Source organism: Gordonia shandongensis DSM 45094 (assembly GCF_000423025.1).
Classification (GTDB): Bacteria; Actinomycetota; Actinomycetes; order Mycobacteriales; family Mycobacteriaceae; genus Gordonia; species Gordonia shandongensis.
The window spans coordinates 41,236-53,320 of sequence record NZ_AUHE01000009.1; the positions used below are offsets into that span (position 1 = coordinate 41,236).

Annotated in this window: 12 protein-coding genes and 1 tRNA gene; 7 read left to right on the plus strand and 6 right to left on the minus strand. The window is 69.8% G+C overall.

The genetic code is table 11. The features are described from left to right. The first annotated feature begins 62 nt into the window (after window positions 1-62). The 6 genes from G528_RS0109275 (at window position 63) to G528_RS0109305 (ending at window position 6,116) form a co-directional block, all read left to right on the plus strand. A complete protein-coding gene (locus G528_RS0109275; RefSeq protein ID WP_026918726.1) occupies window positions 63-344 on the plus strand; it encodes a hypothetical protein in 282 nt (93 codons plus the stop codon). Continuing rightward, on the plus strand, window positions 341-1,948 hold the full coding sequence (locus tag G528_RS17045; RefSeq protein ID WP_035719574.1) for an alpha/beta hydrolase: 1,608 nt from the start codon (window positions 341-343) through the stop codon (window positions 1,946-1,948). Before G528_RS0109275 ends, G528_RS17045 begins: the two co-directional genes overlap by 4 nt. A 133-nt stretch (window positions 1,949-2,081) precedes the next feature. Next, window positions 2,082-3,602, plus strand: coding sequence for an HNH endonuclease signature motif containing protein (locus G528_RS0109285; RefSeq protein WP_051198601.1), 1,521 nt, complete (start codon window positions 2,082-2,084; stop codon window positions 3,600-3,602). Between the two features lie 40 nt (window positions 3,603-3,642). After that, entirely contained in the window at window positions 3,643-4,653 is a 1,011-nt protein-coding gene (locus tag G528_RS0109290) for a GmrSD restriction endonuclease domain-containing protein (protein ID WP_026918728.1), read from the plus strand. Window positions 4,654-5,158: 505 nt separating this feature from the next. After that, window positions 5,159-5,231, plus strand: a tRNA-Ala gene (locus G528_RS0109300). A 108-nt stretch (window positions 5,232-5,339) separates the two neighbouring features. Further along, a complete protein-coding gene (locus G528_RS0109305; RefSeq protein WP_026918729.1) occupies window positions 5,340-6,116 on the plus strand; it encodes a hypothetical protein in 777 nt (258 codons plus the stop codon). A 28-nt stretch (window positions 6,117-6,144) separates the two neighbouring features. Here the strand turns inward: G528_RS0109305 and G528_RS18630 are convergent, their stop codons facing one another. From G528_RS18630 to G528_RS0109330, 5 genes are all read right to left on the minus strand, one after another. Next, complete coding sequence (locus G528_RS18630) at window positions 6,145-6,321, minus strand: hypothetical protein (RefSeq protein ID WP_169515251.1); 177 nt, start codon at window positions 6,319-6,321, stop codon at window positions 6,145-6,147. A 40-nt stretch (window positions 6,322-6,361) separates the two neighbouring features. Then, a complete protein-coding gene (locus G528_RS0109315; protein ID WP_245569734.1) occupies window positions 6,362-7,693 on the minus strand; it encodes a gephyrin-like molybdotransferase receptor GlpR in 1,332 nt (443 codons plus the stop codon). A gap of 122 nt (window positions 7,694-7,815) precedes the next feature. After that, window positions 7,816-8,472: a GNAT family N-acetyltransferase gene (locus G528_RS0109320; RefSeq protein WP_026918731.1), complete on the minus strand. Its 657-nt coding sequence runs from the start codon at window positions 8,470-8,472 to the stop codon at window positions 7,816-7,818. Window positions 8,473-8,522: 50 nt separating this feature from the next. Continuing rightward, window positions 8,523-9,827, minus strand: coding sequence for a molybdotransferase-like divisome protein Glp (glp, locus tag G528_RS0109325; RefSeq protein WP_026918732.1), 1,305 nt, complete (start codon window positions 9,825-9,827; stop codon window positions 8,523-8,525). A 120-nt stretch (window positions 9,828-9,947) separates the two neighbouring features. Then, window positions 9,948-10,922 carry a UTP--glucose-1-phosphate uridylyltransferase gene (locus G528_RS0109330; protein WP_026918733.1) on the minus strand — a complete coding sequence of 325 codons (975 nt, stop codon included), beginning with the start codon at window positions 10,920-10,922 and terminating at the stop codon, window positions 9,948-9,950. 91 nt (window positions 10,923-11,013) lie between these two features. Between G528_RS0109330 and G528_RS0109335 the strand changes: the two genes are divergently transcribed. Further along, window positions 11,014-11,622, plus strand: a complete 609-nt coding sequence (locus G528_RS0109335) for a 5-formyltetrahydrofolate cyclo-ligase (RefSeq protein ID WP_026918734.1) — start codon at window positions 11,014-11,016, stop codon at window positions 11,620-11,622. Between the two features lie 6 nt (window positions 11,623-11,628). On the opposite strand, the gene G528_RS0109340 is transcribed toward G528_RS0109335, so the two are convergent. After that, the gene (locus G528_RS0109340; protein ID WP_026918735.1) at window positions 11,629-11,982 is read right to left on the minus strand and encodes an FmdB family zinc ribbon protein; all 354 of its coding nucleotides are present in this window, start codon (window positions 11,980-11,982) and stop codon (window positions 11,629-11,631) included. Between the last annotated feature and the right edge of the window lie 103 nt (window positions 11,983-12,085).

A 12,085-nucleotide genomic window follows, 5' to 3' on the forward strand; every position in this document is an offset into this window, starting at 1 on the left:
GCGGGTCGCCGACCCGCCGCCGGCACCCACGGTGCGGGCACGCGGTTACGTGCGGGGGCGTCATGGAGTTCGGAATCGATCCCGACCAGGTCACCCAGATCGCCGCCGCCTGGCGACGGTCGGGCGACGAGATGAGGGCCCTGAGATTCGGGAGGGATGCGGAGCCCGCGGGGTCTGCGGCGGTCGCCGAGCTGGCGCATTGCCGGGCCGCGGCCCGCAGGGGTGCCACCGGCCAGGGCGACGAGGTGCGGGCACTCGCTGCCGCCCTCGACTCGTTCACCGCCACCACCGTCGAGTCGGACCGCGCCGCCGGCGCGGCCATCGCCGCCACGCCGTCGTCATGACCCGCATCTCGGAGGTGCTCGGCTGGCCGCTGGACGAGTTGGCGGCCGCTGCGGCGGCCTTCGATCTCGACGCGGAGGTCGTCGTCCGCTCCGCGGACACGTTGACGCGGTCGTTGACCAGCGCCCCCGACTGGCACGGCACCACGCGCGACGCCGCCGGGCGCCGGGCGCGCGCTGAGGCCGCCGGCATGGCGCGAATGGAACTGGCGTTGCGCGGGATCGCACTACGCACCAGGGTGGGACACGGGGTCCTGGTATCGATCCGCGACCGGTTGCGCGACAGGATCGCACGTGCCGAGGCCGAAGGCTTCGCGGTCGCCGACAACGGCGCGGTCGCGCATCCGCATCCGTCTCGGCGGGAGGACTCGGACTTCCTCACCGAACGGATCCGGGAGCTGCTGTCCAGCGCCCGAGCCGCCGACCGGAGTCTTCGCGACCAGTTGGCCGAGGCCACGTCGCTGCTGACGGGTTCGGGCGACCACATCCCGTCGCCGACGGGCGTCGTCACCTCTCCGGCCGCCGCCGCGAAGGCGATGCTCTCCCTGCCCCCCGAGGCGACCGCCGCCTATTGGGAGAGTCTCACCGCGGCGCAGCGCGCGCGGTTGACCGAGGTCGCCCCGGGTGTGATCGGGAACCTCGACGGGGTCCCGTTCGGCGACCGCGACCGCGCCAACCGGGTGTCCATCGCGCGGAGGATCGGCGTTGAGAAACGTGAACCGGGCGGCGGCGACCCCGCCGTCGTCACCCGACTCCGCGAGCTGCTCGACCCGGTCACCGACGACGAGGGACGCACGGTGCCGCGGCGGATCGTGACGTTTCACGCCGACGACGGGCGGTACGTCGAGATGATCGGTGAACTGACCCCCACGGCCACCGGCGCCGCCGTGATGGTGCCGGGGACGGGAACGAGCCTGGCCAACGCCGACGCCTCTCGGCGTCGTGCCCTCGGCCTGGCGCAGAGCAGCGGTGCGCCGGTCTTCGTCTTCGTCGACGGTGAGCTGCCGCCCGACCTCCCGGCGGCGGCCGATGCCGACTACGCCGAGCGCATGGCCCCGCGTCTGGTGACGTTCATGGCTTCGCTCGATCGGGAACTCGATCACTCGGCCGTCGACCTGAAGACCACGGTGATCGGTCACTCGTACGGCGGATCGGTGGTCGGCACGGCCGAGCAGCTCGGCATGGGGGCCGATCGGGTGGTCTATGCGTCGTCGGCGGGCACCGGGGTGCTCGACGGTCCGTGGCGGAACCCGAATCCCGAGGTCTCCCGGTACTCCCTGACACCGCCCGGCGATCCGATTCACTATGTGCAGCAGTTCGCGGGAGTCGTCCACGGCGGCGACCCCGACGTGGCGCCCGGAGTCACTCGTCTGGACACCGGGTACTACGACGGCCCCGATCACCGGCTCGTCGCGGGCCGCTCGGCGCATTCGGACTATCTCGACGATCCCCGGTCGGGTGCGATGCGAAATATCGCCGCGGTCGTCGCCGGCCGACCGACGACCCGCTACGTCGACCGCGGCCCGGACATCGATACCGACAGCGACGCGCCCTATCTGCTGTCGCAACTCCGCGACAAGGTGCTCGATCTGGTCCCGTTCCCCTGACGACGCCGCGAATCGGCGTCGGACATGTCACCGAGACCGCGGGGACGTCGTTTTGTCGGAGGCTCTTGTTAGTGTCGTGTCACAGCTTCAATAGCGGCGATGAGCTGCAGGAACACGCTAGGGGGTGAGGGTCATGACGACGATCATCGCTGAGCCGGCCTCACCCGGCCTGGATGCCCTGCTCCCCGATGATCCGGTCGCCCTGGCCGCCGTCGCGAATGCAGTCGCGGTGAAGCTGGCCGCACTACCGCTGGCCGCCTCCACCGAGGGCGAGCTACTGGCGGCGGCAGAGTCGTTGGAGCAGGCGCGGCGCCGGTTCGACGCCGCCGATGCGGCCGTCCTGGTGGAGATCTCCGACCGGGGTGCCTACCGCACAGCCGGCTACCTGTCCCTGCACGCATATCTGTCCGGTGGTCTGCGGGTCGGAGACGGCGCCGCCCGCCGACGCCGGGTCGCCGCCGCGGCCATCGGACGATTCACCAACATGCAAGGTCAAACCCTCGAACCGCGGTGCCCGGCCACCGCCGACGCAGTCGCCGACGGGCAGATCGGGGTCGATCACGTCCTGGAGATCGACGCCGTCCTGACCCGCATCCCCGCCGCCGTCACCACCGACGTCCGCGAGGGTGCCGAAGCCCAACTCGCGGCCGTCGCCCGCACCCTGACCCCCGCCGGCGTCCGCACCGCCGGCATCCGCCTGCTGGCACATTTGGATCCTGATGGGCAGCTCACCGACGACCGCGACCGCCGCCGCCTGCGCGGTCTGGCGTTGATGCCCCAAGACCGACAGTTGATGAGCACACTCCGCACCCGGCTCACCCCAGGGTTGCGGGCCGAGCTCGAGGTCATGCTGCAGTCCTGGGCGGCCCCGGGCATGAACAATCCCGATGACCCCGCCTCCCCGACCGGGGCGATGGAGTCGGCCGACCCGGCCGTGGTGGCTGCGGCGGCCGAACGAGATGACCGCACCCCGATGCAACGCAACCACGACGCCCTGCACGCCCTCCTGATCCTCGCCCGCCAACAATCCAACACCCCGACGTCGGCGTCCGGGTCGGGGTCGTTGCGTTCCGAACTCGTCGTCACCATCACCGACGCGGAACTGGCCGCCCACGCCGGCATCGCGTTGACCGCCACCGGGACCCGAGTACCGATCAGCGAACTGGTCCGGCTGGCCGCCGACGCGACCCCACACCTGGCGGTGTTCGCCCACACCACCGGCGAACCCCTGTACCTCGGACGCGGGCGCCGCCTGGCCTCCCGCGCCCAACGGTTGATGCTCTTCGCGCGCGACCGCGGCTGCACCGCCCCCGGCTGCGCAGCCCCCTTCGCCCGCACCGAGGCCCATCATTTTCCGGACTGGCAGGACGGCGGACCCACCGACATCGACCACCTCGGGGCGGCCTGCGGCAGCCACAACCGCACCGTCGGCACCGCACCCGGCCAATGGGAAACCCGCATCGCGGCCACCGGACCCCACACCGGACGCGTCCACTGGCGACCGGTCACACCAACCACCACACCACCAACCACACCAACAGACACCAGCGGGCCCCATCGGTGGCAGCTCAACACCATCCACCACGCCGAACTCCTCCCGACCACAGACCCCGACCCACCACCAGAACCACCAGCACCACCAGAACCGGACTGACACCACCCTCGATGTCAGAGGCGCCCGGCATCATGGGGCCATGCTCCAGTCCCCTCCCCCTCCTGGTTCTCGCGCGCGTGCGTTCCGTCACGGCAGCGTGGTCGCGACGCTCGCCGGTCTGCTCCTGACGGCATGCGCTCTTCCCGCTGCCCCTGTCGACGACGCGTCGTCGACCGCCCCCGTGGTCGACGGTGACATCGCGTGGTCGCCGTCAGAGACACCGGAGTCGAGCGTTGTCGCCGCCGGTCCGACAGGACGGCCTGGCACCGAGTCGGCCTCCGCTCTGCGTGTTCTGGACTCTCTGCCGGTGAAGGGCAGGGCCCCGAAGACCGGGTATGACCGTGCACTGTTCGGGCAGGCGTGGTCCGACGACGTCTCGGTGGAGGGAGGTCACAACGGGTGCGATACGCGCAACGACATCTTGCAGCGGGACCTCACCGAACTCGTGTTCAAGCCGCGCACGCGCGACTGCGTCGTCTTACGCGGCACGCTCGATGATGCGTACACCGGGACTCGGATCGACTTCGTTCGCGGTGCCACCACCTCATCGGCGGTGCAGATCGACCACGTCGTCGCGCTCTCGGATGCGTGGCAGAAGGGCGCGCAGCAGCTCTCCACGGAGGAACGCACCGACTTCGCGAATGATCCGCGAAACCTGCAGGCCGTCGACGGACCCGCCAACCAACGCAAGGGCGACGGGGACGCCGCTACGTGGCTGCCGCCGAATCGGCGATATCGGTGCACGTACGTCGCCCGCCAGATCGAGGTGAAGGCGTCGTACCGCCTATGGGTGACGAAGGCGGAGAAGGCCGCGATGCAGCGGGTTCTGGGATCCTGCGATGGAGGGCCGACGATCGCCACCTCGTCGCAGTCGGCGCGCCCGCCCGCGACGACCACTCCGACACGGGTTCCGCTGGTCCCACCACCGGCCGATGCTTACTACCGTAACTGCGCGGCCGCCCGAGCCGCGGGCGCTGCACCCCTGCACCGTGGCGATCCCGGATACCGGAGCGCACTCGACCGCGACGGTGACGGCGTCGCGTGCGAATGACCGTCCCTCCAAAAAGTCTCAACTACACCTTCAGATCGAGGAAGGTGACCCTAAGTTAACCGGAGGTAAGGTTAGGTTAACTTCGGGAGAATCGGGCCCGCAGAATACTTTTCACCTTTCACCACACTCATCATCAATGCAGGTCACTGCTGCCACCACACGAGACACCGGTGCCACAAGTACAGCCTGAATCGCGACAGTGTCGAGGATCACGCCTCCTCCGAGCGAGCCCGCCGATCGAATGTGTAACGATTTCGGGGCATCGCCCGATGCGGTCCACTTCGAACGAAAGGCGAACACATGTTCCCCGCTCTGACTCAGTTCTTCAACGACCTCACCATCTTCGGCGGCGACATGCTGCACGTCGCCATCACCTTCGGCTTCGGCAAGTAGTAGCGACCTCCGACGCCGGCACGCACGACCCCACTGGGCGTTTGCGTGCCGGCGTCGTCGTCCTGTTAAACTGATTCGCGGTCGTCCCCACAGGAGACTGTCGAGACACCACGGGGCTATGGCGCAGTTGGTAGCGCGACTCGTTCGCATCGAGTAGGTCGGGAGTTCGATTCTCCCTAGCTCCACGGAAAGAGGCCAGGTGCGACGATGTGTTCGAGCACCTGGCCTTCTTCTCTTCGCCGTCCGGCCGAATCACACGCTGACCTGCCGCTCGCGGACGGTACGGTGACATCATGACGCTCAGCGACGCCCAGGCGGTTCAGATCCTCGACCGCACGGTGGCCGCCGTCGATCCGATGATCGACGTGCTCGCCACCGCCGATCCGCTCAACCTGAAACCCCGCACATTCGCGGCCACCGGACCCGGCAGCTGCCTCGACAGGACGGCCGACGCGGCCTCGCAGGTCCTCGACGTCCTCGACTGGCCGGGAACGGCCGGCTGGGACGAACTGGCCATGAAGGACCGCGCGGACTGGTGGGTGTCGCGCATCGGAACCGTCACGACGAGCGGGGCGGCCTTCCCCGGCGTCTTCGGCGCCTGGACGAAGAAACTTCCGGTCGGCGATTACCTGGCCTTTGCGAATCAGGCACTGGTCCTGCGGGCGGTCGCCCGCGAATACGGCCTCATCTCGCGGGATGCGGGAATCGCGATGCTCGGCGCCATCCTCTTCGACCGCGACCTGCGGGAGACGACGGCCGCGTCGGTCGCCGTCGACAGCCCCCTTCCGTCCGACCCGGACACTCGCCGCCGCAGCTTCATCGGGCGTCTGTGGACCATCGGGCGCGACCTGCACGACCTGTCGAACTCCATCGGCCATCGTCCCGGCCCGCCCCGCCTTCTGAGCGCCATGACATGGCTGCCCCTGGTGGGCGGTCCGGCGACCTATTTCGGCGAATACCTGGCCCTGCGCCGCGCCGCGCGCGCATGCCGCAAATGGATCGTCGCCCACCCCGAGTGGATCGTCCCGTCAGCCGCGCCGTACCTCGAGGAGAGTCCGCACCGCAGCTGACCTGCCCGCGGTACCGGCGGCGACGACGTCAGTCGTCCTCATCGTCCTCGTCGGCCGCAGCATTGCGCGCCGCAGCGATATCGAGAGCCCGACGAGCAGTCGCCTCATCGGGGTACGGCCCCATGCGGTTGAAGACGTCGCCGACCTTGCCGCGAGTCACCTCGCCGGTGGCGATGTTGTAGTACCACTCGTTGTCGTCGCTCATGGCACCACTCTATGCGGCGATCCCCCGCAGCCGGGGGCCGTCACACGGCGGCGCGACGGTAGTCGCGGTACTCGTCGTCGAAACCGTCGTCCACGCGGTCGGCGTAGTACGCGAAATCGTAGGTGTCGAGATGGTCGAAGGCCGGGTCCCCGTCGTCGATCTCGAGAACGACGGCGCCGCCGGGACGCCGCAGTCGCTGCGGCGGATCGACATACGTCTGTTCGGCACGCCGCCGTTCGAGCCGCTCGTCCTCCTCCTGCTGGCGACGCCGCCGCGCCACCCGCTGAGCGTGACGGAACTGCTCCTCCCGCACCGTGCGACGCAGGAAGGTCAGGTACGCGGCGAATGCCGCGACCATCACGACGGCCGCAACGATGCCCCACGGCTGCACGAAGAACGCACTGACGATCGCGGCGAGCGTCGCGATCGTGAACCCGGCGACGACGCGGCGACGCTCCCGATAACGGATCTGCTCGCGTTCCGCGCCCCGCTCCGGACCGTAGCCGCCGCGACCGCGCCGCTCGCGCGGCGTCGGGACGAACGACGGCTCCGACTCGACTTCATCGACCTCGTCGAACCCGGTGTCCTCGTCAAACTCGGTGTCCTCGTACTCCGCGTCCTCGTAGTCGGCGTCCTCGTCCAGATCGCCATCGGCCTCGTCGTACTCGGCGTCGAAGTCGGCGTCATCGGCGACGGCATCGGCCAGCGGTGCCTCGGCGGCGTGGGCCGCCTGCGCCTCGTCGAGGTCGACGACATGCTCGGGCACCACATCGAGCTGATCCGTCACTTCGACGGCCGACTCCAGATAGGGCGCCTTTCGCACCGTGGGCGCGTCATCGTCGCCTGCCGCTTCGATGCTGTCGTCCTCAACACCGTCTTCGTCCTCAACGCCGCCGTCGTCCTCAACGCTGCCGTCGTCCACCGCCTCGTCGTCGGTCATGTCGAGTTCCCCATCCGCGAGTTCCCCGTCCGCGAGATCCCCATCCGCGAGATCCCCATCCGCGAGATCCCCGTCGAGCAGCTCCCCGTCGAGGACGTCGTCCCACTCGTTCACACCGTCGGCGTCCTCCACACCGTCGGCGTCGCGATCGGACTCCCGTTCGCGTTCCTTGAGCGAGACGGCGGCCTGCGCACGACGCTTCGCGGCCTGCGCCTGTTCCCCGGCCTTCTCGGCCGCCCGACGCGCCGCGCGGGTACGGGTCTGTGTCCGCGCCGTCGCGGTGCGCGAGGAGCCGCCCCGGTGCACGAGGCGGGTGTTCGTCACGGCCTCCGTGCGTCGCCGGGCCTGCGGGCGGCCACGCAGCACCATCGGCACCAGCACGAACAACCAGACTGCGATCAGGGCCACCCACAACACCGAACTCGACAGCACGGCAGCTCCTTTCGGGTCGAGCGACAATCGTCCACCACACAGCGTAGGAACCAGACACCCGCACCCGGCTCAGGCGCGCCGTGCGGCGACCAGATTCGTCGCTGCGGCCACAACCGTGGCAGTCAGGGGGCGAACGCGCGCCCCGCGCGGATGAGCGTGTCGACGGCGCTGCCGGTGATCTCCTCGGCGGTGACGGCGTACAGGTAGTGGTCGCGCCATCGTGCGTTCACGTCCATGTAGCGCTTGAGCAGGCCCTCCTGCCGGAAGCCGAGTTTGGTCAACACCGCCTGCGAGGCCACGTTGTCGGGCTGCACGGTGGCATCGAGTCGGTGCAGCCCCACCTCGCCGAAGCAGTGGTCGACACCGAGAGCGACGGCCGCCGACGCCACCCCGCCGCCCGCGATGTCGGCGTCCACCCAGTATCCGATCCACGCGCTGCGCACCGCACCGAACTGCACGTTCCCGACTGTCAGCTGCCCTGCGTACCGACCGTCGACCTCGATCACGAAGGGCAGCACACCGCCCCGTTTCGCCTCCGCCTTCAGCATCGAGAACAGCGGCCCCCACGACGACGGCTGATGACGCGACTCCCAGGATCCCTGCCCGGTCGGCTCCCAGGGCATCAACGAGTTCTGGTTCTTGATCCGCAGCCGACTCCACTCGCCGGCGTCACGCATCTTGACGGGCCGAACAGTGACCACACCGGCGGCGACGCGTACGGGTCCCAGCGTCGCGGGCCACCCCGAGCGACGCGGCGAATCGACCAACCACCTCAGCACAGGGGAGATTCTATGCACCGCGGCCGCCGTCGGAGGCGTCGCCCGACGGGTCAGCCCCGCGCGGCGAGGAACATCACCTCGACGGAATCGCCCGTCCTGAGCTCCTCGACGTCCTCGTCGACCATGATGAGGCAGTTCGCGTCGGCGAGTTCGGCCAGCAGATGCGAGGTTCCGCTCTCGGACTCCCCGATCACCTGGACGAGATACTCACCGGACCGCTCGTCGCGCATCAGCTGACCGCGAAGGAACCCGCGGCGCCCCTCCACCGAGAGGATCGGACCGATCGTCCGCGCCGTGACGGTCCGCCGCATCGGCTGTCGTTTGCCGAGCGCGATCCGGATCAGCGGACGCACCATCACCTCGAACGTCACCAGTGCGCTGACCGGGTTCGCGGGGATCACGAAGGTCGGGATCTCGTCCTTGCCGAGCAGCCCGAACCCCTGAACGGATCCCGGGTGCATGGCGATCCGGCCGATGTCGAGGTCCCCCAGATCGGCGAGGGCCTCGGCGAGCTGCCGTGACGACGCGCCGCCGATCGACCCGCAGATCACGACGATCTCCGAGCGGATCAGCTGGGCCTCCACCGCCTCGCGCAGGCGCGCCGGATCCCGCTCGGCGATGCCGACCCGGTGCACGTCGGCACCGGCGTCCCGCGCCGCCGCCGCGAGCGCATAGCTGTTGATGTCGTACACCTGTCCCGCACCGGGCGAGCGGTCGATGTCGACGAGTTCGTTGCCGACCGCGATCACCGACACCCGCGGACGCGGATGCACCAGGACCCGCGACCGTCCGACGGCCGCGAGCAGTCCGACCTGGGCGGGACCGATGATGACGCCCTGCCGCACGGCGACGTCGCCGGGACGGACGTCGTCGCCCGTCGCGCGCACGTACTCGCCGCTGTCGACCGCGTGGCCGATCATCACCCGATCCTCGCCGCCGTCCGTCCAGCGCACCGGGACCACGGCGTCGGCGAGGGTCGGCATCGGGGCACCGGTCTCGACGCGGACCGCCTGCCCGGGCTGCAGCCGCGTCGGGGTCCGCGATCCCGCGGCCACCTCGCCGACGACGGGCAGGGTCACGACCAGTCGGTCGGACTCGTCGAGCCGCTCCACGTCGGCGTCACCCGAACCGATCGTCGCCAGATCCTCGGGAGCCTCCTGCCCGGCGGCGGCCACGTCGACGGCGCGGACCGCGTACCCGTCGATCGCGGCCTGGTCGAACGCCGGAAGCGGATCGGTCGTCACGACCTCCTCCGCGCAGAGCAGACCCTGCGCCTCGGAGATCGCCACCTGCACCGGCCGGGGAGCGACCACCGATGCCGTCACGAGACTCAGGTGGTCTTCGACCGAGCGCATAGTTCTCCTTCGGTTTCCGGATCTGACGCGACGTCGGGAGGTCATCGCGCGACAAGGGACCAACCCGAGGCTAACGTCACCGCGCGGCCCACCGGTGCAGGCGCGCGGGTCGGCGACGGTTCAGTCGGAGCGGCCGAGCCGCGCGGTGAGCCAGCGCCGCAGTTCGGGACCGTAATCATCGCGGTCGAGCGCGAAGTCGACGGCCGCCTTGAGGTAGCCGCCCGGATTACCCAGGTCGTGCCGGGTGCCCTCGTGGATCACGACGTGGACGGGCTCGCCCCACTCGATGAGCAGTGCGATCGCGTCGGTGATCTGCAGTTCGCCGCCCGCACCCGGGGTGATCTCGCGCAGCGCGTCGAAGACCCGTCGGTCGAGGATGTAGCGCCCGGCGGCCGCGAGGTTCGACGGCGCGTCGGCGGCGGCGGGCTTCTCCACCATGCCGCGCACCCGCTTCACCGACCGATCGCCATCGACGTCTCCGACGTCTCCGACACCTCCGACATCTCCGATACCTTCGACGTCCTCGACGTCGAAGACCCCGTAGGCGCTGATCTCGTCGCCCGGGACCTCGATTGCGCACAGCACGCTGCCGCCGTAGCGGGCACGTGCGGCGGCCATCCGGCCGAGCGTCCCGCCGGGGAGCACGAGGTCGTCGGGCAGCAGCACGGCGACGGCGTCCTCATCGTCGCTCAACTCACCTTCGACGCAGCCGATGGCGTGACCGAGTCCGAGCGGCTCGTCCTGCACCACCGACGCGACCTCGAGGAGCGACGGGGCGTTGCGGACCTTGGCGAGCATCGCCTCCTTCCCGCGTACGGCCAGCGTGTTCTCCAGGACGAGGTCTTCGACGAAGTGGGCGACCACGCCGTCTTTACCCGGCGACGTCACGATCAGGAGGCGCTCGGCACCCGCCGACTTCGCCTCCTCGGCCACCAGCTCGATCCCCGGGGTGTCGACGACGGGGAGCAGTTCTTTCGGCACGGTCTTGGTGGCCGGCAGAAAGCGGGTCCCGAGACCTGCTGCGGGCACCACAGCGGTGTGCGGGATCCGCGGAGCCGTATCGGCGGGGGCGGCCTGGCGTGTGGTGTCTGACATGGCGAACACCTTAGTTGCCGCCTCTGGCAGGATCGGAGTCGAGTCGCCGCTGCGACCCCGAAGCGGCCGGGCCCCTCCCGGAAGGGCGGACATGACCGACGAGAAGAATCTCCTGCGACGCCGGATGCTCGACGCGCGCGCGACGGCGTCGCCGTTCGTGCTGGCCCAGTGCAATGCGGATCTGGCGCAGTGGATGTACCACCTGCCGGTGGAGCTCGAATCGGGTGACATCGTCGCCGCGTACGTCGCCACGCGCGCGGAGCCGGGCGGGACGGCGATGCTCGACGCCCTCACTGATCAAGGCCTGCGGGTCGTCCTCCCGATCGTCCCGGAGGGCTCGCCGACCCGTCTGCAGTGGGGCGAATACCACGGCGAGATGTCATTGGAGCGGGGACGCTGGGGGCTGTTGGAGCCGCGCGGACATCGACTCGACCCCGACACCCTGCATGCGGCGAAGGCGATCCTGGTGCCTGCGGTGGCCGCGGACCGGGCCGGCGGCCGCCTCGGTCGCGGTGCGGGCTACTACGACCGCACCCTGGCCGCACTCCGCGGTGCGAACCCTGCCCCGGAGAACCCCGTCCCGGTGATGGCCGTGGTCCACGATGACGAACTCGTCGACGATCCCGTCCCCCGCGAGGCCACCGACGTTCCGGTCGACTGGGTGCTCACCCCCGCGAACGGTTTCGTCCGGGTCGGATGAGGGGTGTCAGGCCGTCGCGGCGGCCGCCGACGTCGGCTTTCCCGACGAGGAGCTTCCCGATGAGGACGACCCCGATGAGGACGACCCGGATGAGGACGATCCGGACGAGGACTCGCCCGAGGAGGACGATCCGCCCGACGACTCGCCCGACGACTCGGACGACGCCGCGACCGAGCCGCCGCCGGACCGCGAGTCCGTGCGGTAGAAACCGCTGCCCTTGAAGACGATTCCGACCGAGTTGAACAGCTTGCGAAGCCGTCCCCCGCACTCCGGGCACTCGGTCAGCGAGTCGTCCGTGAACGCCTGCTGAATGTCGAACTTGTTGTCGCACTGGGTGCAGGCGTAGCTGTACATGGGCACGGGTCAAAACCTCCGAAGCTGTGGAACTCTGCCCCCAGTGTAACCCCGTTTGGCACTCGCCGATTCCGAGTGCCAACCCCGCGGATCGGGGCCGGTGATCGAG

What these genes read in the sequence shown, in the direction of transcription:
- G528_RS0109330 (WP_026918733.1), bottom strand. Translation starts at nt 10,922, where the DNA reads ATGTCAGACACCACACGCCAGGCCGCCCCCGCCGATACGGCTCCGCGG.
- G528_RS0109285 (WP_051198601.1), top strand. Translation starts at nt 2,082, where the DNA reads ATGACGACGATCATCGCTGAGCCGGCCTCACCCGGCCTGGATGCCCTG.
- G528_RS0109275 (WP_026918726.1), top strand. Translation starts at nt 63, where the DNA reads ATGGAGTTCGGAATCGATCCCGACCAGGTCACCCAGATCGCCGCCGCC.
- glp (WP_026918732.1), bottom strand. Translation starts at nt 9,827, where the DNA reads ATGCGCTCGGTCGAAGACCACCTGAGTCTCGTGACGGCATCGGTGGTC.
- G528_RS0109290 (WP_026918728.1), top strand. Translation starts at nt 3,643, where the DNA reads ATGCTCCAGTCCCCTCCCCCTCCTGGTTCTCGCGCGCGTGCGTTCCGT.
- G528_RS0109335 (WP_026918734.1), top strand. Translation starts at nt 11,014, where the DNA reads ATGACCGACGAGAAGAATCTCCTGCGACGCCGGATGCTCGACGCGCGC.
- G528_RS17045 (WP_035719574.1), top strand. Translation starts at nt 341, where the DNA reads ATGACCCGCATCTCGGAGGTGCTCGGCTGGCCGCTGGACGAGTTGGCG.
- G528_RS0109305 (WP_026918729.1), top strand. Translation starts at nt 5,340, where the DNA reads ATGACGCTCAGCGACGCCCAGGCGGTTCAGATCCTCGACCGCACGGTG.
- G528_RS18630 (WP_169515251.1), bottom strand. Translation starts at nt 6,321, where the DNA reads ATGAGCGACGACAACGAGTGGTACTACAACATCGCCACCGGCGAGGTG.